The 21,931-nt window shown below is 51.5% G+C and carries 16 protein-coding genes; 8 read left to right on the top strand and 8 right to left on the bottom strand.

From position 1 onward, the window contains the following. Positions 1–3 precede the first annotated feature (3 nt). On the bottom strand, positions 4–657 hold the full coding sequence (locus tag ACQ4MZ_RS15220) for a lipid-binding SYLF domain-containing protein (protein WP_430845928.1): 654 nt from the start codon (positions 655–657) through the stop codon (positions 4–6). A gap of 235 nt (positions 658–892) precedes the next feature. Between ACQ4MZ_RS15220 and ACQ4MZ_RS15215 the strand changes: the two genes are divergently transcribed. From ACQ4MZ_RS15215 to ACQ4MZ_RS15205, 3 genes are all read left to right on the top strand, one after another. After that, complete coding sequence (locus tag ACQ4MZ_RS15215) at positions 893–1,372, top strand: Dps family protein (RefSeq protein ID WP_430845927.1); 480 nt, start codon at positions 893–895, stop codon at positions 1,370–1,372. A gap of 114 nt (positions 1,373–1,486) precedes the next feature. Next, entirely contained in the window at positions 1,487–2,812 is a 1,326-nt protein-coding gene (locus ACQ4MZ_RS15210; protein ID WP_430845926.1) for a cytochrome P450, read from the top strand. Between the two features lie 20 nt (positions 2,813–2,832). Then, positions 2,833–4,446, top strand: coding sequence for a Na+/H+ antiporter (locus tag ACQ4MZ_RS15205; protein ID WP_430845925.1), 1,614 nt, complete (start codon positions 2,833–2,835; stop codon positions 4,444–4,446). A 197-nt stretch (positions 4,447–4,643) separates the two neighbouring features. Here ACQ4MZ_RS15205 and ACQ4MZ_RS15200 read toward each other — a convergent pair whose 3' ends face one another. From ACQ4MZ_RS15200 to ACQ4MZ_RS15185, 4 genes are read right to left on the bottom strand one after another with little or no spacing between them, the layout of a single operon-like run. Then, a complete protein-coding gene (locus ACQ4MZ_RS15200) occupies positions 4,644–5,588 on the bottom strand; it encodes a bifunctional metallophosphatase/5'-nucleotidase (RefSeq protein ID WP_430845924.1) in 945 nt (314 codons plus the stop codon). Continuing rightward, positions 5,563–6,315, bottom strand: a complete 753-nt coding sequence (locus tag ACQ4MZ_RS15195) for a 5'-nucleotidase C-terminal domain-containing protein (protein WP_430845923.1) — start codon at positions 6,313–6,315, stop codon at positions 5,563–5,565. The genes ACQ4MZ_RS15200 and ACQ4MZ_RS15195 overlap by 26 nt, the downstream gene beginning before the upstream one ends. A gap of 48 nt (positions 6,316–6,363) precedes the next feature. Then, the gene (locus ACQ4MZ_RS15190) at positions 6,364–7,953 is read right to left on the bottom strand and encodes a RagB/SusD family nutrient uptake outer membrane protein (RefSeq protein WP_430845922.1); all 1,590 of its coding nucleotides are present in this window, start codon (positions 7,951–7,953) and stop codon (positions 6,364–6,366) included. A gap of 23 nt (positions 7,954–7,976) precedes the next feature. After that, positions 7,977–11,501 carry a SusC/RagA family TonB-linked outer membrane protein gene (locus tag ACQ4MZ_RS15185; RefSeq protein ID WP_430845921.1) on the bottom strand — a complete coding sequence of 1,175 codons (3,525 nt, stop codon included), beginning with the start codon at positions 11,499–11,501 and terminating at the stop codon, positions 7,977–7,979. Positions 11,502–11,865: 364 nt separating this feature from the next. On the opposite strand from ACQ4MZ_RS15185, the gene ACQ4MZ_RS15180 reads away from it, so the two are divergent. Then, a complete protein-coding gene (locus ACQ4MZ_RS15180) occupies positions 11,866–12,261 on the top strand; it encodes a hypothetical protein (protein WP_291202302.1) in 396 nt (131 codons plus the stop codon). 91 nt (positions 12,262–12,352) lie between these two features. Here the strand turns inward: ACQ4MZ_RS15180 and ACQ4MZ_RS15175 are convergent, their stop codons facing one another. Then, entirely contained in the window at positions 12,353–14,494 is a 2,142-nt protein-coding gene (locus tag ACQ4MZ_RS15175) for a M43 family zinc metalloprotease (protein ID WP_430845920.1), read from the bottom strand. Between the two features lie 167 nt (positions 14,495–14,661). Here ACQ4MZ_RS15175 and dinB point away from each other — a divergent pair, with 167 nt between their 5' ends. Beyond that, positions 14,662–15,780 carry a DNA polymerase IV gene (gene dinB / locus ACQ4MZ_RS15170; RefSeq protein ID WP_430845919.1) on the top strand — a complete coding sequence of 373 codons (1,119 nt, stop codon included), beginning with the start codon at positions 14,662–14,664 and terminating at the stop codon, positions 15,778–15,780. Here the strand turns inward: dinB and ACQ4MZ_RS15165 are convergent. Next, positions 15,775–16,959 carry a putative sensor domain DACNV-containing protein gene (locus tag ACQ4MZ_RS15165; RefSeq protein WP_430845918.1) on the bottom strand — a complete coding sequence of 395 codons (1,185 nt, stop codon included), beginning with the start codon at positions 16,957–16,959 and terminating at the stop codon, positions 15,775–15,777. The genes dinB and ACQ4MZ_RS15165 overlap by 6 nt on opposite strands. A 253-nt stretch (positions 16,960–17,212) precedes the next feature. Between ACQ4MZ_RS15165 and ACQ4MZ_RS15160 the strand changes: the two genes are divergently transcribed. From ACQ4MZ_RS15160 to ACQ4MZ_RS15150, 3 genes are read left to right on the top strand one after another with little or no spacing between them, the layout of a single operon-like run. Continuing rightward, a complete protein-coding gene (locus ACQ4MZ_RS15160; protein ID WP_430845916.1) occupies positions 17,213–19,036 on the top strand; it encodes an ABC transporter ATP-binding protein in 1,824 nt (607 codons plus the stop codon). Then, positions 19,037–19,963 carry a glycosyltransferase family 2 protein gene (locus ACQ4MZ_RS15155; protein ID WP_430845915.1) on the top strand — a complete coding sequence of 309 codons (927 nt, stop codon included), beginning with the start codon at positions 19,037–19,039 and terminating at the stop codon, positions 19,961–19,963. A gap of 7 nt (positions 19,964–19,970) precedes the next feature. Continuing rightward, positions 19,971–21,017, top strand: coding sequence for a glycosyltransferase family 2 protein (locus tag ACQ4MZ_RS15150; RefSeq protein ID WP_430845914.1), 1,047 nt, complete (start codon positions 19,971–19,973; stop codon positions 21,015–21,017). On the opposite strand, the gene ACQ4MZ_RS15145 is transcribed toward ACQ4MZ_RS15150, so the two are convergent. Beyond that, on the bottom strand, positions 20,932–21,861 hold the full coding sequence (locus ACQ4MZ_RS15145) for a glycosyltransferase (protein WP_430845913.1): 930 nt from the start codon (positions 21,859–21,861) through the stop codon (positions 20,932–20,934). The genes ACQ4MZ_RS15150 and ACQ4MZ_RS15145 overlap by 86 nt on opposite strands. Positions 21,862–21,931 lie beyond the last annotated feature (70 nt).

Below are 21,931 nucleotides of genomic sequence, written 5' to 3'. Positions count from 1 at the left end.
CATTTAGTTGAAATCATCCAGCTTTTCGCGTAGATCGTCGATTGCCTTGGATGAAATCTTTGACTCCGTAAAGATAGATTTGACAGTGGCTTTACTTCCATAAAGGCCTGTATTAGCCCTGACATCGACATCGAGCATAGCGCCGTTGACGGTCACGCCGGCGAAGAGCCCTTTGGCACGTGAATAGGAATATACTTCCGCTTCCAGCTTGTAATCGGTCGTAGCAGAGGCATTTTTGCTGACTGGCCCGGCGGCTACCGATACATCACCACCGAGCGTATAGTCGCCTTTTTCGATATTCATCAGCGTTTTATCGCTTTTAAAAACCAATACCAGGTCCACCGCCTGCACGCCGATCTGCGCGCCTACGCTACCGCCTGTAATGGTCACAAACACGGGATCGCTCCACTCGCCGTCTTCGCGTTTTACCATCGCGAGGCCCTTGCCATGCTTTCCGCCGACGATGAGTCCGCCATTGATCATCCTGGGAATAATGATAATGCCTTTGGAAGCTTCAATCAGTTGCGGCGGGATTTGTATGCCGTTGAAATCGCTGAGTACCGCTGTGGCGGCGTTGATTTTGTCTTCTTCTTTATTCTGTGCGAAAGAAGGGGCGGAAAACGCCAGTGCGAGCATTAGGACAGCCTGCGTTTTCATGGATTTTAGGTTGTTGAGAAACATAAATGGATGTAATTAATGGGTATAAAAAAGTACTTCAAGGATCGTGCCTGCCGGCCTTTGAGGGCAGCATTCCGACAACAGAAACCTGTATCCGGGCGCCGACAAGCGTTCATCCGCAACTTTTAACGCAACAATGCGCCATTTCTGATCCGTTGGTATGATTTTGATGACAGAATTACCGGAAACAATGTCAATCTCAACCCTGTTTACTATGGATGCCAAAGCAATCAGTCTGAGCGAAACCGATGTAAAACCCGTTGTGGATTTGTTGAATGATTACCTCGCCAACTATCATATCCATTACCAGAAACTGAGAGGCTGCCACTGGAATATCAAAGGGCAAAACTTTTTTACCTTGCACGTGAAATTCGAAGAGTTGTATACCAACGCGCAGGAAACGATCGACGAAATTGCAGAGCGGGTATTGACCCTGGGCAAGCCGCCGCACAGCCGTTTTATAGATTACATCAACGAATCTGAAATCAAGGAAATCAATACGATCGGCATGAAGGACCTCGACATGGTGGACGCCATACTTGACGATTTCGGGAAGCTCATCAGCCTCGAACGCGAGCTGCTTTCCGCCACCGAAGAAGCCGGCGACGATGGTACCAACGATATGGTCAACCGTTTCATGCAGTTCAAAGAAAAGAACACCTGGATGCTGCGCTCGTTCGCCGGGAAGAAATAAACGATACCTATGCACACCCTGGGCCGCGTTCTGGAATAGAGCGCGGCTTTTTTTGCGCATTGCATTTTGCATCGGATTGGTTTATTTGCGGTAATTCTCAATACTTCCTGTCCTATGCGTCCCATTCCCGAATTCAAGATCGGCCCGTTTCCGTTGTTCTCCGCGATCCGCTTTGCGCGCGATCCGCTGCGTTTTTTACGACAAGGCTTCGACGAATGCGGGGATACTTTCAAGATCCGGTTGTTCAGGGAATTCATTGTTACCCGCGACCCTGCCTTTTTCCGGCACGTACTGCAACAGCACCATAAAAATTTCAGAAAGGGAAATTCGGTCAAAATGCTCAGGCCTGTACTCGGGAACGGCCTGGTGATCAGCGATGGGGACTTCTGGTTAAGGCAAAGGAGGCTCGTGCAGCCCGCATTCCACCGCGAGCGCTTGCAGGAACTGTTTCTCACCATGGGTGAACTGGCGGCTGCATTCATCGAAGAACTGGAACAATTCCGGGATAAAGAGGCCGTCGATATCGATGCCAAAATGATGGGCATTACCTCCGATATCGCGCTCAAAACCTTGTTCGGGAATATGAATACCGAAGACAAGGAGCAGATTTACAGGCAGGTAAGCCGCACGCAGACGTACCTGGTCACGCGTGTGCGCAAGCCTTACCGCCTGCCGCTGATGGCCATTAATGGTGAGGACCGGCGCTTCAAATCCGACCTGGCGTATTTCAACAGCCTGGTTTACGACTTTATCCGGAAACGACGCCTGTCCGGCGAGACGCCCAACGACCTCCTCCAACTCCTGCTCGACAGCACCGACGAAGAAACCGGAGAGCAAATGAACGACGAACAAATCCGCGACGAGGCCATTACCATGTTTGCGGCCGGTCACGAAACCTCGGCGACGGGACTCAGCTGGCTGCTTTGGGAGCTCTCGGCCCAGCCGGAGATTGTGGCGAGGATCCGGAAGGAAAGCGAAATTTTCGACAAGGTTCCCGGCTTCGAGCAGCTCATTCAAATGCCCTACACCCGACAAGTTGTAGAGGAAGGGCTTCGCCTATACCCGCCCGCGTGGACCATGACGCGCGAGAGCACGGTCGATCAGGAAATCGAAGGTTATGGTATTCCAAAGGGAAGTTCCGTATTCATGTCGATCTTCGAGCTGCACCGCAATCCTGATCTCTGGGAAAATCCAACTGCATTCAACCCGGAAAACTTTCAGGCCGAAACCGTCAAAAACCGGGCAAAATTCAACTACCTGCCATTTGGCGCCGGGCCACGGATTTGCATCGGACAGCAGTTTGCCCTGATGGAAATGCAGCTGGTACTGGCGGCCCTTATAAAACGCTTTGATTTTGTGCGCGAGCCGGGTTTCAGTGTAGGAATACATCCGCAGATTGTTTTAAAATCGACCAACGGTATTAAATTGTACATCCGATAAGCCGACTCTGAACGAATTTTATGCACGAATCCATTATTCTCTACCTTTCGTTGGTGGTAGTGATCATGTTTCTGGTCATGCTGGCGCAAAGGATCAAAATCGCTTACCCGATTGTGCTCGTTCTCGGCGGGCTTGTGCTGAGCGTCATCCCTGGCCTGCCGTCGGTAGAGATCGATCCCCAACTGATATTTCTTATTTTCCTGCCACCGCTGCTCTACGAAGCAGCCTGGCAGACGTCCTGGAAGGATTTCTGGAAATGGCGGCGTGTGATCGGCTCGTTCGCATTCATTATTGTGATACTCACCTCGTGCGTGATCGCGTACGTATCGCAGGCGGTCATACCCGGGTTCACGCTCGCGCTGGGCTTTTTGCTCGGCGGCATCATTTCGCCGCCCGACGCAGTAGCTACCACCTCTATTCTGCAGAACGTGAAAGTACCCAAGCGCCTCATTACCATTGCCGAAGGCGAAAGTTTACTGAATGACGCATCGTCGCTGATCGTCTTCCGGTTCGCATTGGTCGCGGTCGCTTCGGGCAGTTTCGTCCTTACCGAAGCGATAGGCAGCTTTTTCCTGGTCATCGGAATGGGTTTTGCGATCGGTCTCGGCATTGCGCTCATCTTCTATGCCATCCTCCGCTGGCTCCCCACCACGCCGAGTATCGACACAATCCTGACATTCGTAGCACCTTATGCCATGTATATCGCTGCGGAGGAATTCCATTTTTCAGGCGTCATTGCCGTCGTCACCGGTGGGCTGTTTCTGTCCCGCAACCAGCACAGCATTCTGAGCCATTTGAGCCGCATTCAGGGCATAAATGTATGGTCGACAGTCGGCTTTGTGCTGAACGGCATCGTCTTCATGCTCATCGGGCTGGAACTGCCCGTGATTATCCAGGGCTTTGGCGAAGCGTCACTCGGCGAGGCGATCAAGTATGGGCTGATCATTTCCGCAGTTGTAATAGTTACCCGCATTGCGAGCACGCTGGGCGCATCCATTTTCACGGTGTTCATCAGTCGATTTATCAAAACCGCTGACAGTAGCCCGGGGTACAGGATGCCTATAATTTTTGGTTGGGCCGGTATGCGGGGGGTAGTTTCACTTGCTTCGGCATTGTCGATCCCACTACTGCTCGACAACGGTCAGCCATTTCCTCAACGGAACATGATCCTTTTTATCACCTTCGTGGTGATTTTGGTAACGCTGGTTTTTCAAGGACTTACGTTACCGGCGGTAGCCCGGTGGATGCAGGCAGAAGACCGCGATTACGAAATCCCAGCGCAAGAACAGGATGTGATCATCCGCCGCAAACTCGCGAAAGCCTCGCTGGATTTGATCAACGAGAAATACGCCGATGAAATCGACAGCCACGAACTCCTGCGGGGACTAAAATTGAAACTGGAAAGCGACCTCGGTTTTTTAGATCACGTAAGGGAATTTGAAGAAGGAGAAGCCGGCCATGCGTATATCGCAAGATATCAAGATATTAACAAGGAGTTACTGGCATACAAAAGACAAATCCTGCGCGAGTTCAACAAAAAAGAGACTTACGAAGAAGAAATCATCCGCCAGCACCTCGCCCAAATCGATTTGGAAGAAGAGAAGGTACGGCAGCAGTTTTTGCATATTGAATGAGTTGCGTTGGAAAGGGGAAAACTGTCTGGAATAGTCAGGTGTGGTCAGGAATAGTCAAGTGTTGTTTTACCTATTTGCAATTATGAATGACTGCGCGTGACAATACCTGACCATTAATGACTACTCCTGACAATACCTGACCGTCAATGACTACTCCTGACAATACCTGACAACACCTGACCATTCCTGACCATACATTACCCCAACACAAACTCGTGTACCGGCAGCACCGCCGATACCATCTTCTGCTCACCGCGTTCGCGATCAAAGAAATAATCCAGCCGCCCGAGGTTAATACCCGCAAAACCGACCTGATTGATGGTTGTTACCTTACCGTCCAGGTTAAGGATATTCTCTGGCTCTTTCATAAATGTATGCGTGTGGCCACCGATGATGAGATCGATATTGCGTGTGGATTTGGCCAAAACCTGGTCTGATACTTTATTTTCTTTGTATTTGTATCCCAAGTGCGAGAGGCATATCACGAAATCGCAATGCTGTTCATTTTTAAGCAGCGAAGCCATTTCGTTAGCCTTCGCGATCGGGTCGAGGTAAATGGTTTCCAGGTAGTTCTTCTTGTTTACCAACCCTTCCAGCTCAATGCAAACCCCGAAAACGCCGATTTTCAGCCCCTGTTTTTTAAATACCTTGTAAGGCTGCGTCTTCCCTTTCAATTCAGTGTTATTGAAATCATAATTACTGACCAGGAAGGGAAAGTTTGCGTGTGGGAGCTGCTTTGCGAAGCCGGCAATGCTGTTGTCAAAATCGTGGTTACCCATTGTTGCAGCGTCGTAACCCATCTGGCTCATGATCGTCAGTTCCAGCTCTCCGCCATACAAATTGAAATACGGCGTTCCCTGAAAAACATCTCCTGCATCCAGCAAAAGCACATTGGGCTGTTCAGCGCGGATTTGCTTCACCAATGCAGCCCGCCTTGCCACGCCACCGAGTCCCTGGTTGCGCGAACCATCCATCGGGAACGGATCGATGCGGCTGTGTACATCGTTGGTGTGGAGAATGGTAAGCTGCACGACCGAATCGCGCCTGGCGAAAGCCGGCACGGAACCCAAACCCAATGCAGCGGCAGCCAGGCCGCCCTTTTTGAGGAAATCCCTCCTATTTATCTGATACAATTCTTCCATCGAGCTGAGCGGTTATTTTCTTGCCCTGAAGCGTCAGGTCACTGATATTTTCAAACAATGCTTCTCTTACTTTCTGATTGATCTCCCGGCGTTCGAGCGGGTTACGGAGGCATTCCAGGTCGTCGCCACCGTCGGCAAGATAGTCGTAGGTGAGCAGATTGTAGGTCTTGTTAATGTCAAACGGTTCACCGCCGATGGTGACGTCATAGGCTTTATTGTCCCTGATTTTCATCCGGATACCGGCCACGGGCTCACCATCTTTTTTAGCAATAAAATCAATCACCTGCTGTACATTCGGCCCTGACAGTTTGAGTACTACCATTTCATTTTCAAACGGCATCAGTTCGAAAACATGGGAAACGGTGATATTACCTTTCGGAAATGTGGTGCGCAGGCCGCCTTTGGTTGCGAGCGTGAATTGGATGGTAGGGTCTTTCTTCAAACCTTCTTTGAGCATGGCATCGGCAAAGAAATTGCCCATGAGCGTTTCGGGGTCCGAAGGTTTGGTGAGCGCCACGTCGGTCTGTCCGACGACCCGGTTCATTTCGGCCTGCATTTTGGCCTTATAGGGCTGATAGTACCGGATTATAGCAGAATCGGCACCGACCTGCTGGTCGATGCCGTACTGTTTGTATTCGGTTTTGGAAACGGAGAGACGCTTCTGGCAGGAAGCCATCAGGCAGAGGCCAGCGAGCAATACTACACCCTGTTTGAAAGGAGTTTTCATAGTGTAATTTAAAAACCTGAAATTACATCTGAAACTCCGTATTTCCTTCTACCAGCCGTCGTTCTGCCGCAGATTCGGGTTAGCGTCGATCTGCGATTGTGGTATAGGATAAAGTTCGAGGCGCGGCGAATAAGGTACGAGCACATTGTCGACGATCTGGTCGTCGGTCATCGCTGCGATCTCGTCCTTCAATGTTCCCCAGCGCCGGATATCGAACACGGTATTAAACTCGCCGCTTAGTTCCAGCCTGCGTTCGGTGCGGATCGCGGCACGCAATGCTGGTACGCCGGCCGCCTTGGAAGGTGCCGCCTTCGCACGGGCACGGACGCGGTTGAGCAGGGGAAGCGCTTCGGCGGGTTTGCCCGTTTCCACCAACGCTTCGGCGAGCATCAGCAGCACATCCGAAAACCGCATTTCGATCAGGTCCGCGCTATACCCCTGCACAGGAGCCCCCGCCGGGCGAGCTTCCCGCGCAAGTTTGCCGAAGGCTATACCGTATTTGAAATCATCGTGTGAAAACGGCTCTTTGGTCCGCTGGTTCAGGTAATGCGAGGTCGTCGGGTCGTAGATGATGCTGTCGCCGGGCTCGGCCCCCGCACGCGCGCCGCCTGTGAACGCATAACGTGAAACGAGCGTGTAGTCACGGCGCGTGTCGGTTTTATCGAACAGTTTGTAATAATCATAAGTCAAACCGTAGTTGGTTTGCTCATCTCCGTTCACCAGACCTGACGGGAACAGGTGGAATGGCAATATATTCCCGTTCTGGTTCGAAGGATTGACAAAATAACCGAACGACAGCACGATTTCACGGTTGCGCTCGTTGGCCAGCGCAAATACATCGGCGAAGTTGGGCAGCAGTTCCATATCGTATTTTTCCTCGTTTACAGGCCCCACCAACTCACTCAGTTTTTCAATAGCCTTCTGATAGTTTTCCGTCCTGTTCAAAGGCTTACCTGCCATGGTCAGGTACACTTTACCCATCAACGCTTTCACTGTACCTGCTGAAACGCGCCCCAGCTCCGCTCCGCCGCGCGAATCCGGAAGGATGGTTTCGGCAAATGCGAGATCGGCCAGGATAGCTTCATATACTTCTGCGTCGGTCGCACGGGGTGCGAAAATGAGGTCCTTTTCTTCAAATGACCCGATCTCCTTCAATATCAGCGGCACGCCTCCAAACAGCCTTACCAGGTTGAAGTAGGCGTAAGCTCTCAGCACGCGTGCCTCGGCAATGTAAGGGTCCGCTTCCTCTTCTTCACCGGGAACGGCCAGCTTCGCATTGTCGATCACGGTATTGGCACGGTAAATAATCTTGTAAAACCGCGCCCAAACCGATTCGAATGCACCCGATACCGGAGTATGTGCAAAACGGTAGTAAGGATCGGAACCTGGACCGAGAATGCCCGCCGTCGCATACCGGTGGCCGGATTCGGTCAGAACAAAGCGATTGAAAATGTCGGAATGATCGGTCGTAGTCCAGGCCTGGTATACGCCGATCGTCGCCTGATTCAGACCGTCCTCGTCCTTGAATGCCACATCCTTGCCCAGCGACGAATAGGGCGACTCTTCGAGGTTATCTTTACAGGCCGCAATGCCCAGCAGAGCCAGCAGCATCACGGATATCTTGATATGTATTTTCATTTTTTCAGATACATTGGTCAACACTAGAAATTGCACGAGAAGCCTATGGTGTATGAGCGCTGCGCAGGGTATGCACCGTAGTCAATTCCCTGTTGCAGCAGTGACTGCGCGTAGGAGCTCACTTCAGGATCGAAGCCGGAATAATTGGTCAGGGTCCATAGGTTGGTGCCTGTCACAAAAAGCCGTGGGTTCTGGATCGGGCCGAGTCTCGGGAATGTGTAGGAAACCGTGAGCATTTTCAGTCGGGCAAAACTGCCGTCTTCCAGCATTACCGAGTTGATATCCCCTGAGGCGATCCCGCGCTGCACACCCGGATATTTCGGGTTGTTATGCGGCTTGGCTTCCGTGTAGCGGTGCTGGAACCATTCTTCCGACTGGTTGAACCCTACCCCGCCGTAATCGACTACCCCATTGCTGATGTAGAACCGTGTGAGGTTGAGCACGTCATTTCCAACGGAACCCGTAAACAATGCATTCACCGCGAAGTTCTTCCAGGTGAAGTCGTGGCTCCATCCGAATGTGAAATCCGGCGTCGATTTGCCTAGCACCACGCGGTCGTCGGCGGTAATGATGCCGTCGCCATTGATATCCGAGTATTTCCATGCACCGTAAAGCGGGCTGCCTTTTGATCCGGCAGGCGCGGGCCCTTCGAACGTCGCAAATTTCGGGTTACCGTTAGCGTCGAAATCGTCTTTTTGACTCAGCCCGTCGACCCGGTATCCAAAAAACTGCCCTACTTCCTGCCCTGGAATCAGGATGCCCGAAACACCACCCAGCAGGTTACCGTTGATATTCACGTAATCGGGCTGGGTGCGGTCGCCCAAGTCGACCAGCGTATTTACGTTTCTTGAGATGTTGACGCGCGTCGAATAGGTCACATTTTTCTTCTGAATAATATTTCCCTGGACACTCAGCTCCACACCGCGGTTGCGCATGGTTCCGTAGTTGTCGATGATGGTTCCCACGCCCGCTTGAGTTGGCACTTTGCGCGGTTGCAGCAGATCGGAAGTGACTTTGTTGTAATAATCGAAACTTAGAACGATCCGGTCCTTGACCGCATTGAAATCCACCCCGACGTTGAACTGCTTCGTCCTTTCCCATGAAAGATTCGGATTGGCGATCGTATTCGGAAACACGCCGGTATTAATTACAGCGCCATCGCCTCCGGGCCCCATTTCATAGAAACCGGCACTGTACAATGACAGCGACGAGTAGGGCGAAATGGCCTGGCTGCCAGTTTCACCATAAGACGCGCGGAATTTGGTATTCGTGACAAAGGTAACGCCCTTCATAAACTCCTCCTGGTCGAGATTCCAGGCCACCGCTACTGCCGGGAATATACCGTACTTTTTGTTCTCCGCGAAGGCGGAAGCACCATCCGCACGGACCGAGGCATTGAGCACGTATCTTCCTTTGAAAGTATAGTTGGCCCGCAGGAACCCTGATTGCAAAATGCGTTTCTCCTTGTACGAGGCGATCACCTGCGAGGATGCGGTACCGATATTATCGACACCGAAAAACGGCACATCGAAGCCCGACGAGTTGGTGTTGAGGAATTCAACAGTCTGGTCGTTATATTCCACACCCAGGGTAGTATTGAGGTAGTGGTTCTTCCGGAAGGTCTTTTCGTATTGGAGGTACGAATTGAAGTTGTAGCTATATGTATTGGCCGTATTATTGCTCCCTTTCCCCTTTACTTGATTTCCTTCGGCCGTTGATGGCGGCAGGAATACCTTGCGGCGTGTAAGGTTCTGGTTACCCGCCAGGCTCACGACCAGTTGCAGCCCGTTAGCGATCTTGAAATAATTCTCGATGTTCAGGATGGAGTAATCACTCTGCGTCACATCGGTTTTCGCCATCAGCTCATTATAAGGATTGGAGAAATAGTAACCCTGATAGTTAGGGATACCCAAACTATTGTTGCCCAGGTAGTCCAGTTCCAGCGTGGGTGCCGCGCGCAGGCCGTCCATGAGCCCGCCCGAAGTCGGCCACGCACGTGAGGCAGTCACGGCGCGGTTGTTTTTTTGCCGGGAGAATGAAAGCTGGCCTTTGACGGTGTACCAGTCATTGATCTCATTGTTCACATTGACCCGCAAACTTGCCCGGTCGTTATTCGAATTGATAATGGTACCCTTGTCTTTGAGATAGTTACCAGAAATATAATACGACGACTTAGGGCTGCCGCCTGAAAGACTCAGCGTAATATCCTGCCGGAAACTCGGCTGTGTGATGGCGTCCACCCAATCCGTATTCGTCATGCTGCTGTCCAGGTTTTCGAATGGCGGATTGCGATTAGTAACGCGGAAACTTTCGTTGATCACTTCGGCATACTGCCGCGAGTTCATCATCCGGATCGGATTGGCAACCTGGCCGAACGAAGTCTTGTTGACGAGCTCCACGCGGCCCTCGCCCCGCTTACCCGATTTCGTCGTGATCAGGATCACCCCATTTGCTCCGCGGGAGCCATAAATAGCTGTGGCAGAAGCATCTTTCAGGATCTCCATACTTTCAATATCGTTCGGGTTGATGCCGTACAAACCGTTTTGCGTGTAGGACCCATAGAAATTAGTCCCCGCCTCCCGATAAGGGGGCATCGGGAAGCCATCGATGACATACAGCGGCTCATTATTCCCGCTCAGCGAGTTATTACCGCGTATCCTCACTACCGCCGAAGCACCCGGCTCACCTGAACTTTCCACGACTTGAACACCCGTAGCCCGGCCTTGAATCGCCTGGTCGATGGTATTGATCACCGCCGATTTATATTCCTGAGAAGCCACCCGCGAGGTCGAACTCGCCAGGTCGCGCTTGCTCTGGGCTCCATACCCTACCACCACCACTTCCTTCAATGCCTTGGCTTCGGGAACGAGTTGCGCATCGTAGGTACTAAGGCCGGTGATCGGCACTTCCTTCGTGGTAAAACCGACGAAACTGTACACCAATATGCCTCCATTCGCAGGAACTTTCATCTGGAAAGAACCATCCGGCTCAGTAATGGCCTGGATCTGGGTCCCTTTCACCAAAACCGCCACACCGGGCATTCCTGCACCCTTTTCATCTTTTACCACACCTTTGATCTCGCGTGCATTGGGACCTGGGTCGGTAGCTCCCGCGGGTCTCTGTGCCGCGGCGGAGTCGGGCACCACATTCTGTGCCGGTCGGGTCGCGTTTGCATTGCCGGTCTGGGCGGGCTTGGCAGTGCTGTCGGGTTTATTCAGTGAATCTTTCTGAGGGGCTGGTTTGGTCAGCGGATCGAAGTTCTGCGAGGGTTTCACCAGCGGTGAAGAGGAGGATTTGGATGCAGAATCGGTGGTATTTCGAGGCTTGGGGAGGGTATCGGAGGCCGGTCGGGTTGATGCAGGATCGGGTTTCGGGACCGGGGTGGTGAGCGTATCGGGCTTGGCCTTTCGGGTTGAATCCGGCCCTACCTGCTGTGCGCTACTTCGGGATATCGGGCCGGAAAACAGTAACAGGAAGAAACCGATCCTCAGGAAAATGAGCGGGACCGAACATGGTACAGGCTCATTGGCTCGTTGAGTTTTTCTCATATCAATCTTGGCTAAGTGACGGGCCAGTGCCCGGAAAATTATGTTGAATAGCCAGTGCCCGACAAAAACCATACCGCTATGTTCCCCCGGGTGATAAAACGGTCACTCCTGAGCTCCCAAAAACTTCTATAACACAATTAAGAATTACATCTACACAACTAACCTATGCAACTATATGAAAGTCGCCCTTCCAACAGCTTACTCCACTGCAAATCTCCACTTGGTGGTAATTTTTCAAATATCTATGAAACGCGTCCTATTATTTTTGGAAACATCCTGCTTACGATTACATTTGTCAAAACGCCCACAAGGGGCGGGTTTGAATTTTGCCTAGTTTAAAGGAGTGTAAAAACCAACTTCGACCATGCGCCAGGAACAACTGCTAACTGCCGACTATATTGAGTCTCAGATCGGAAACGTAATCGAATACTACATCCGTTGGGAATTTGAAGAAGATCCTTTTTACGGCAAAGCCCGGATTAAAGGTCTGGTAGACGACGAGGCAGGCGGGTTGAAGATCATCTGTGATGTGATCGAGGGAAGCGACCTCGAATTAGCTTACGAACAGGAGGAAGTATTCATGTACTCCGACCATCACCCGATCTACACCGGCCAGCTCCCGGAGATCTATTCGGCCAACTGGGTAAACACCGACGGCAAGAAGAAAAAGCAGATTTTTATCGCACCACCCAATGAGAACGCCAAAGAGTTTGCCATTTCGCAAACGAATAGCAAGGTGGTGGTCAAGCGAATATATTAATGACTGAATGATTGAATGACTGAATGATTGAATGACTGAATGACCGAATATTCGAATTATTCAGTCATTCGGTCATTCAAAATTCCTTCTCTTAATTCTTCACAATCTTCTTCGTCAGCACACGGTCTTCAAACTCTGCTTTGACAACATACAGCCCTGATGGGTAGGTGGTCAGATCGAAATTGTAAACATTGGAAGCCACTTCTCCGGTAATGACGGTCTCCCTTATTTTCTGCCCCGCAACGTTGTAAATCGAGACGGATTTCAGCTTCTCAGGATGCGGGTAGAACTGCACCGACACCTGTCCGCTCGTCGGGTTGGGCGTCACCAGGAAGCCTGCTTCTTTCAGGTTCGGATTCACCGTCACAGTCCGGATATTGATGTCGTCGAGGTAAATATCATTTTCGTTGCCGTTGGTATTCAGGAATGCGACGAGGATTTCTCCCTGACCGATGAAGCTGCCGATATTGATCTCTTCTCGCCGCCATTCGTTCACGCCCGGCGTAAATGCGGTACGCGTGGCCGCACTGCGGGTAATGAGGCTCGATCCCCATTTTTTGTAGATACTTGTGTAAGTCTGTCCGCAATCTGTACTGATAAGTACTTGCAAGGTATCCCACACATTACCCTGAGCTGACGCATTCGTGTAGGTCGCGGCTGCTACCTGAAACGACACAAATGCAGAGTCGACCCCGGCGATCCGTACCGTCGGCGAGCGCAGGTAATCGCGCTGTCCTACTACCTGGTTGTCAAAGTTCCCTATTTTCACCGAAGCGCTGCCGGTTTTGGATGCGGAGGTCGTCTTTTCCCAGGTCGAGCCACCGTCTTCATTCACAATATCCCAACCCTGTGGCGCAAAGAGCCCCTCAAAGCCTTCTTTCACCGGAGCGGCAAACGGCTCGTAGTAGACGAAATCGAGACTCAAAGCATCATTGGAAGTATCCTCATCGGCCGCGCCGTTTGGATTGGACGTAGTGATACTCAGCACGTGGTTACCTTCCACTGTGGTAAGAGCAGGTAAAGTCACGTTTGTTTGGGCGTAAGTGGCCAGCGAACCGGTCCAGTTGTAGCTCTGCGCGGTTCCATTATCGATTGCCACGTGGATCTTCACCGACGTAAGCGTTTCACTTCCCTTGTTCACCAGCGTGATTTGCGGCGTGAGCGAGTTACTGCAAATGCGCTGCGCGGGCTGGCGTATCGCTTTCAGGGAGGCGTCTTTTTTCTTCACATCCACCGGCGTACAGCCATTGGAAAGCGCCAGCAGTGAACGATAAGTACTGAACGCCGTTTCCATTCTCGCCACCTGCATTTTAGTAAACATAAACAAACAGGCATCGGGCGTGTAATCCATGTAATTCTGGTACATGATGCCCGGTGAAGTGGTCGTGCAACGGTCGGTGACGATACCCGTCTGGCAGGTGGTCGTGCTGTTGCTTTGGTTGGGGGTATCATCTACCTCGTCGGTACCCGTACAAGCGCCATTATCGTCACCCCAAATGTGGTACAGATTAAAATAATGGCCGATTTCATGGGTCAATGTTTTTCCCTGGTTGAAACCCGCAGCACTTCCACCCGGCAGTGACGCGTAGTCGATGGCCACACCCTGTTCGTCTTTTACACCGTCATCCGGAAAAGTGGCATAGCCCAGCGTGGAACCTGACAGGTCGCAAATCCAGATATTGAGGTATTTATCGGTATCCCAGGCATCGGCGCCGCCCGATTCGGCGTGCTTTACCTGATTGGTGGTATAGTCAAATGAATTGCGTGAGGTCGTGTAACGCACAATCCCGGTCGAGGGCGCGTCGTTGGGCGTACGCTGCGCGAGGCAGAACTGAATGCCCGACTGCCCGAAAAGCGATTTGAAATAGGAAGGAACCTTGGCGGCCCCTGCATTCGTCCCGGCGTAATCCTTATTGATCGTATCAAGCTGGGCCATGATCTGCGCGTCGGTCACCATCGATTGGCGGCTAAGCACGACATGGAACACGACGGGAATCGTGACCAGGCCGGTTGTCCGCATCGACCTCCCGGAAGCAACCCTTTCCCTGATGAGCTGTTTTAAACGTAGCTCCCGCTGGTCGAACATCAGTTTGAGCGCGGGTTTATCGGTAAACCGTTTTTGGAGGAGCTCCATCGATGCGCAACGGTCCTGCGCCTGCACAGCGCCGGCATTCACGCGGAGAAGAAAGAGGAGAACAAAAAGGGATTTGAACAGGAGTATAGTATGTCGCATTGAATTTCCGGGGAACTGAGTAAATGAATCGGCCCGCTAGTTACAGACTGACTGCGGATTTATTCACCTACTACGAAAAAAAAGTCCCTCCTGATGCGAATGCAATATTATTTAATTTGTTTTTAATAGGAGGATACACTTATAACCAGAAAAAATTGCCATTTCCCATGCAGGAGGTGCCCGCCAGCAAAGCCATTCGCAAGATCATCCATATCGACATGGATGCATTCTACGCCTCGGTGGAGCAGCGCGATTTTCCTGAATACCGCGGCAAACCGCTGGCCGTCGGCGGCTCTCCTACCGGCCGGGGTGTGGTGGCCACGGCGAGCTACGAAGCCCGCAAGTTCGGGGTACGATCGGCGATGCCTTCGCGGCAGGCGATTCAGCTATGCCCTCACATTATCTTCGTGCACCCGAGATTTGAGGTATATAAATCCGTTTCCAGAAGTATTCGTGAGATTTTCTCCCGCTATACAGACCTGATCGAGCCGCTTTCGCTGGACGAGGCTTACCTGGACGTAACCGAGGACAAAATGGGCATCGGATCAGCGGTGGAAATCGCAAAGCAGATCAAGAAATCTATTAAAGAAGAGCTGAATCTCACCGCGTCCGCAGGTGTGTCGATCAATAAATTCATAGCTAAAATCGCGTCCGATATCAACAAACCTGATGGATTAAAATTCATTGGCCCGTCTAAAATTGAGAGTTTCATGGACCAGCTGCCGGTCGAGAAATTTCATGGCGTAGGAAAGGTCACTGCCGACAAAATGAAGGGAATGCAGTTATACACCGGTGCGGATCTCAAAAAGCTGTCGGAAGATGAACTCGTTAGCCATTTTGGAAAAACAGGCCATTTCTTCTACAAGATCGTGCGCGGGATCGACGACCGGCAGGTACAAACGCACCGCGAAACCAAATCGCTCGGTGCCGAGGATACCTTTACTTACGACCTCACCACGCTGGATGAAATGAACAAGGAGCTCGACCGCATCGGCATTACAGTAGCCAACCGACTCGAAAAGAACCAGTTGAAAGGCCGGACAGTAACATTGAAGGTGAAATTCAGTGATTTTACCCAAATAACCCGCAACCATTCCTTCGCCCACCCCGTCGGTGACCTCGATACCATTACCGACACCGCAAAGCAATTGCTCGAAAAGCTCGACCTGGAAGAAAAAGCCGTGCGGCTGCTCGGAATCTCGCTATCCAACTTTCATGAACCTGAGATCAAGTCGCGGAAATACAAAGATCCCGAGCAGCTGGAACTCTTCCCGTTTGGATCATAGCAGCAGTGCATCGACCCGGTGCGCCTGTACCATGTTCTCGCATTTCGACCAGGAGAATATGGTGAAGCGGCCATCTTGTGAGGCCACGAGTGCGATCGAATCGCGCTGGTCGTACACAAACTGCGCCGCCGACAAATGCCGCGTGCCTCCGTTCTGCACCGGATGCACCACCATGGCCGTATTACCAATAATCGGTTCGGTAATCAGGATTTCCTCCACCGGCTTTGCATCCTGCGCCCGGCCGATTTTGGCACCGAATGCGAGTAGTTCGTATCGGTCGTTGATGATCGTAGCACCGTCCACTGCCGTAAGCCCGGCCATATTATGCACTGCCGAACTGAACTGGTTCTGCCAGGTAATGGGGTTAGGATCTTCGACGTATTTGCGGTGCAGGTCGGCCAGCTCGGAGAATGGCGGCTGCACGTCATAGGTAATCGGGTGGATGATCGATTCACGCCAGCGGTCCTTGCCTTTGGGAACCACCAGCAGTATACCGCCGCGCTCATGGCTGCGCATGGATGCGGCCAACTGCACGAGCAGGTTAGGATAGTCACTCCATAATGTCGTTGACGAAAATCCCATCAATGAATTGATCAGCGAAGGACAATCTTTTACTTTACGGCTCTCCTCATTGACAATCTTCACCTGGTCGCCTTTGAGCACCGCCACGTTCACGAATTTACCAAAGCCCTCTACCCTGCGATGTTTCACCACCAGCATCCCCGGCTCGATCACTTCCAGCACGAAGCACAATCCGGGAATCACGCGTGTGGTACCCCAAATGCGCAGCTCGCCGTCTTCGAGCCACACGCCCAGGTGTATGCCAGAGCGCTCGACGGCGGGCGCGAGCTTGGTGAGCACGTTGGCGGTCAGCGCGAGTTTTTCCGCGAAAACCAGCGGGTGTTCGGCGGCTTGTGGCGGCAGGTAGGCGATAGACACTTTCGGCGAACGCCCTTCCTCGCGGCGCAGGCTCGCCCAGAATGTCGTATCGATAATTGTTTCAATAATGCGGGCATCGGGACGGGGCGCAAGCTCCTGTTCGTAGTATTTGGATACCGCCTCGTGATGCCGCTCGAAATGGCTCGCAACAAGCCCGGCAACCGAGCGGGCTGCCTTATAGGTAGTTACAGGTACGCGATCACCTGCTTCAATCGAAAATATATCGGAATTCGTAATCATTGTCTGGCGGTTTACTTTTGAACAACGACTTGTTTTAAAAAGTTGGGTCACGCGTCGATTGTCGGCTTTTTTTCCTGCGGTTTCCAACCTTTCCCGTGACCGGGGCATCGTATTAACCGGCGGCTTGCCGGGAATTAATTGAAGTCACGGACAGTTGTTTCGCCAGATAAGCGTTAATTTGCGCGTTAATCCGAAAAACCCGGTTTCGGTTTTTTTTACTTCCGGCGTACGGCGAGTATGCCATTATCTAAGAATGAAAACGTACCTCAGATTATTATCTTTTGCTCAACCGATTGCCCGTTTTGCTGTCCCGTATATTATTTGTACCCTGCTGGGAGTAGTATTCAATACCCTGAACCTGGCCCTGCTGGCGCCGCTCCTGAATACGCTCTTCCTTAACCAGGGTGGGCAAGCGGACCCCAGGCCGGAAAACGGTTGGCTCGACCCCACGGGCATGCTCAACTATTATGCGCAGCAGGCCAATTTGACTTTCGGGCCGCACGGCGCGTTACAGGTCGTATGTGCGGTAATCGTCGGCTCTGTGCTACTTTCGAATATCTTCAAATACTTCTCACAGCGGATCATGGAAAACCTCCGGATCCACACCCTGCTGAACTTGCGCAAACAAGTATTTGACAATGTAATGGACCTGCATGTGGGCTATTTCAGCAACCAGCGCAAAGGGGATATTATCTCAAAAATCGCATCCGACGTGGGAGTCGTACAATTTTCGGTTACAAGTACTTTACAGGTAGTGTTTAAGGAACCGATGCAGTTGCTTGCATATGTGTTTATGCTTTTCGCTACGTCGGCCAAACTGACGTTTTTTGCCATCCTGGTGATCCCTGTTTCCGCTTTCCTCATTTCAAAAATCGTGAAAAGGCTGAAACAGCAGGCCGCGCTGGCCCAACATTACTTCGGGCTCATGATTAGCTACCTCGACGAAGCGCTCACCGGGATCAAGATCATCAAGGCGTTCAATGCGACCGAGGCTATCAAAGACAAATTCAACAAGGAGAACATCCGCTATTCCGACCTCGGGCGCAAAATGGCCAAACGCCAGCAGCTCAGCTCGCCGGTGTCCGAATTTTTGGGTGTTACCATGGTCGCGATTATCGTACTGTACGGCGGCTCGCTTATCATTGACAATAATTCCGACCTCGACGTGTCCAAATTCGTCGCTTACATCGGCATTTTCTCGCAGGTAATGCGCCCTGCGAAAGCATTGACCGATTCTTTCAGCACCATCCACGCAGGGATCGCCGCCGGCGAGCGCGTACTCGAACTGATCGACGAGAAGCCGGAGATCCGTGACGCGCCGGATGCGGTGGATATGCGGGATTTTAAAGAGTCCATCCGGCTGGAAAACGTTTCGTTCTCCTACCCTTCGCGGCCGGTCCTTCAATCCATTAATGTGACCATTCCAAAAGGCAAGACGGTTGCATTGGTAGGGCCTTCCGGCGGCGGAAAATCGACCCTGATGGACCTGCTTCCCCGGTTTATCGATACCGACGAAGGCCATGTGCTGATAGACGGCGTCGATGTGCGGCAAATCAAACAGGAATCGCTATGGTCGATGTTCGGGCTGGTGAACCAGGAGTCGATGCTGTTCAATGACACGATCTTTCAGAATATCGCCTTCGGAAGCCCGGACGCTACCATGGAGCAAGTGGAGGCAGCAGCCCGGATTGCCAATGCACATGAATTTATAATGGGAACCGAGGAAGGCTATTACAGCAATATAGGAGACCGGGGGATGAAGCTTTCGGGCGGACAGAAGCAGCGCATCTGCATCGCCCGGGCCGTATTGAAGAACCCGCCGATCATGCTTCTCGATGAGGCGACCTCGGCCCTGGATACCGAGTCGGAAAAACTGGTGCAGGAAGCATTGAACAACCTGATGAAAAACCGGACTTCTCTTGTAATCGCACACCGCCTGAGTACCATCCAGAGCGCGGATACGATCCTGGTGCTGGAAGAAGGCAAGATCATCGAACAAGGCAGCCACGCCGAGCTCATTGCGAAAGACGGGCTGTACAAGCGCCTGATCGATATGCAGCAATTCACCGATGTGTAAATGGAAAACCTGCCGCTGATATCCATTGCCTTGTGTACCTACAATGGCAGCGCATTTCTCCGCGAGCAGCTGGATTCGGTAATTGCACAACGATATACCCGCTGGGAGCTGCTGGTAGTGGATGATTGCTCTACCGACGCCACGCCTTCCATTTTGGAAGAATATGCGGAAAAGGATGCGCGCATCAGGCTGCATTACAACGAGCAAAACCTCGGTTACAATAAGAACTTCGAAAAGGCACTGGGCCTCTGCCAGAGCGAGCTGATCGCGATTTGCGACCAGGACGACATTTGGCATCAGGAAAAACTGGAAAAGCAGGTACGCCTCATCGGCGACCATACCCTGGTTTACCACGATTCGGAGCTTATAGACGCCGGGGGCCGGTCCATGGACCGGCGCATTTCAGATAAGCTGAACTTCTACCGCGGCAATGCGCCCGAAGTGTTCCTGTTTTTGAACTGCGTCTCGGGCCATAGTATTTTGATGAAAAAACAGGTATTGCGAAAATCATTGCCATTCCCGGAGCGCTTTCATTACGACCAATGGCTGGCATTCAATGCAGCCTGCCTGGGCAGCATCGATTTTGCAGAGGAGGCACTCGTGCAATACCGCCAGCATTCGGGCAACAACACCGATATACTCGCATTGAAAACGGTAGCCCGGAGTACCGATCAAAAGGTGCTGGAACTGGAAAGGGAAAGTCAGTGGCTCCGGCTTTGCGCACGGCAGTGTACGGGCAAGGCACACGAGCTGATCAATGCATTGTACAATCAGAGTCTCAGGCGTAACGATGGCTTTTTCAATGCAAAATTTGGAATGCTCGTCTGGAAACACCGCGACACACTGCTCCGGATTTTGAAGAAACCGGACACCAGCAAGTTTTTTTATGCGCTCAGAAAAGCATGGGGCGTAAAGGCAAAAAAATAACAGTAAAGTGAACAACCAACCCGATTTCGATATTCCCGGCACACCCTACCCACTCGTTTCGATTGCATTGTGTGTTTACAACGGCGAAAAGTACCTCGAAGAGCAGCTCGATTCGCTTGTAAACCAGACCTATCCGAACATCGAGATAGTTGTCGTGGACGACGGCAGCAAGGATCGCTCCCGCGAGATCGTGCGTGCCTACGCGGAGCGATACCCGGTTTTCAGGATCTTCGATAACGAGATGAACCTGGGTTATGTAAAAAATTTCGAAAAAGCGATTAGCCTGTGTGAAGGCGAATACATTGCGTTATGCGACCAGGATGATATCTGGGACCTGGAAAAAATCAGCAAACAGGTAGCGGGTATCGGAGAGCATTTGCTGATTTACCACGATTCTGCTTTTATGGACGAGCAAGGCCGGCAAATGACCTGGAAACGGAAAATGTCGGACATTATCCACCTCTATCGGGGTGATGATCCCAAGGTTTTTCTGTATTTCAACTGCGTGTCGGGACACAGCATTCTCTTCAAACGTGACCTGCGCGACGAGTTTTTGCCATTCAATCCGGACCATTTTCACGACCACTGGATTGCCTATGTGGCCGCCAACCTGGGCAGCATCGAGGTGATCCCGGAAACGCTGGTCAGATACCGTCAGCATACCACCACTTCCACCGACATTCTCAACAAGCGGAAGAAGATCCGGAAGAATTACCACGAAAACCGCGACATCAAAAAGTTACGTCGGGACCTGAAATGGGTGCAGCAATGCGCTACGTTCAAAAAGAACCGCGACCAGCCGTTCCTCGACCGGCTTCGTACTTTGTTCGAGGAACGGCTCGAATCGTTCTTTTCGTTTGAATACGCCGGCATTATCCGCGATAATTACGAGCAGTTGTATTACATTCCGGTTTATAAAAAATCGAAGAAAGCTGCTTTCGTATACCGGCAGATCTGGGGTTTGCGTGCTAAACTGCTGTGGGCCCGCTTTTTTGCCCGTCCGGAAGTGGAAGAATATGTAGATGTAACTTCAAAAGGTGACGAAAAGCTTTAAAAACCACGCGGCGGGGCATCTGCTTCGTTTTGGTGCTGTGCCAGAGCATCGTCTGAATTTGCCAGTAGCTGTACTTCCAACGTATCATTTGCTCTATGAGCTTCTCGAATGACCTTTTTTCGATATCATACATTTCATTGCCCCGCATGACGGACGTCGTCAGCGGCAAGGCATAACTCCATTTTTTGTGCAGTTTCAGGATGTGGTCCAACCATTGCCGGTTAAAATTCCCTTCTGAGGCATGCTTCATCAACACTTCATAGGTCACCATGACCTTGTAATGTGGAAATACGCTCAGGCAGAAGTCGAGGTCATAACCGTGAAAGCCGGTAAGCACTTTGCCGTCAAATGGAAATCGAAGGGCTATATCGCGTCGGGTACAAAACCAAAGACCATCCACGCAGACCACCCGGCTAAGCCGCTCATTGCGCGGGTTATGATAGGCATGAATTTCCTGCTTGTCATCAAACTTGTAGCCTTGAAGAACATTCTGATACGACCTTTCTTCCGAATGGAATTCCAGTTGATACCAGCCTGCCGGCGCGAGGGACTTGTAACCACCGCCAGCTACACCCACAATGCCGATTTCCGGATCGCGCTTAAAGATTTGCTCAACGACGCTTCCCCAATTTTCAGTCCTGATTTCAATATCCTCGTGCATGAAACACACCAGATCGAACCTGGCTTTCTTTGCTCCTTCATTGTAAACGTCGCAAATCCCACGCCTTGCTTCGCGGTTGTCGATGGCGATTATTTCGTGAGTAATGCCAACGGTATCGCGGATATTTTCAGAAACTTTGGACAACTCGGTCTGATCGGCCGAGCAAATAACGATGGAGATCATGGCTTATACTTGAATTGCAGCCAAAAATAAGGCCAAATTCAATAATCCGGACGTAGCGACCCATTATTCC

The organism is Dyadobacter sp. BHUBP1, from assembly GCF_050587785.1.
Taxonomy (GTDB): domain Bacteria; phylum Bacteroidota; class Bacteroidia; order Cytophagales; family Spirosomataceae; genus Dyadobacter.
This window is presented reverse-complemented; position numbering and strand designations above follow the sequence as displayed.

What these genes read in the sequence shown, in the direction of transcription:
- ACQ4MZ_RS15155 (WP_430845915.1), top strand. Translation starts at nt 19,037, where the DNA reads ATGGAAAACCTGCCGCTGATATCCATTGCCTTGTGTACCTACAATGGC.
- ACQ4MZ_RS15210 (WP_430845926.1), top strand. Translation starts at nt 1,487, where the DNA reads ATGCGTCCCATTCCCGAATTCAAGATCGGCCCGTTTCCGTTGTTCTCC.
- ACQ4MZ_RS15205 (WP_430845925.1), top strand. Translation starts at nt 2,833, where the DNA reads ATGCACGAATCCATTATTCTCTACCTTTCGTTGGTGGTAGTGATCATG.
- ACQ4MZ_RS15180 (WP_291202302.1), top strand. Translation starts at nt 11,866, where the DNA reads ATGCGCCAGGAACAACTGCTAACTGCCGACTATATTGAGTCTCAGATC.
- dinB (WP_430845919.1), top strand. Translation starts at nt 14,662, where the DNA reads ATGCAGGAGGTGCCCGCCAGCAAAGCCATTCGCAAGATCATCCATATC.
- ACQ4MZ_RS15220 (WP_430845928.1), bottom strand. Translation starts at nt 657, where the DNA reads ATGAAAACGCAGGCTGTCCTAATGCTCGCACTGGCGTTTTCCGCCCCT.
- ACQ4MZ_RS15215 (WP_430845927.1), top strand. Translation starts at nt 893, where the DNA reads ATGGATGCCAAAGCAATCAGTCTGAGCGAAACCGATGTAAAACCCGTT.
- ACQ4MZ_RS15175 (WP_430845920.1), bottom strand. Translation starts at nt 14,494, where the DNA reads ATGCGACATACTATACTCCTGTTCAAATCCCTTTTTGTTCTCCTCTTT.
- ACQ4MZ_RS15195 (WP_430845923.1), bottom strand. Translation starts at nt 6,315, where the DNA reads ATGAAAACTCCTTTCAAACAGGGTGTAGTATTGCTCGCTGGCCTCTGC.
- ACQ4MZ_RS15200 (WP_430845924.1), bottom strand. Translation starts at nt 5,588, where the DNA reads ATGGAAGAATTGTATCAGATAAATAGGAGGGATTTCCTCAAAAAGGGC.
- ACQ4MZ_RS15185 (WP_430845921.1), bottom strand. Translation starts at nt 11,501, where the DNA reads ATGAGAAAAACTCAACGAGCCAATGAGCCTGTACCATGTTCGGTCCCG.
- ACQ4MZ_RS15145 (WP_430845913.1), bottom strand. Translation starts at nt 21,861, where the DNA reads ATGATCTCCATCGTTATTTGCTCGGCCGATCAGACCGAGTTGTCCAAA.
- ACQ4MZ_RS15165 (WP_430845918.1), bottom strand. Translation starts at nt 16,959, where the DNA reads ATGATTACGAATTCCGATATATTTTCGATTGAAGCAGGTGATCGCGTA.
- ACQ4MZ_RS15190 (WP_430845922.1), bottom strand. Translation starts at nt 7,953, where the DNA reads ATGAAAATACATATCAAGATATCCGTGATGCTGCTGGCTCTGCTGGGC.
- ACQ4MZ_RS15160 (WP_430845916.1), top strand. Translation starts at nt 17,213, where the DNA reads ATGAAAACGTACCTCAGATTATTATCTTTTGCTCAACCGATTGCCCGT.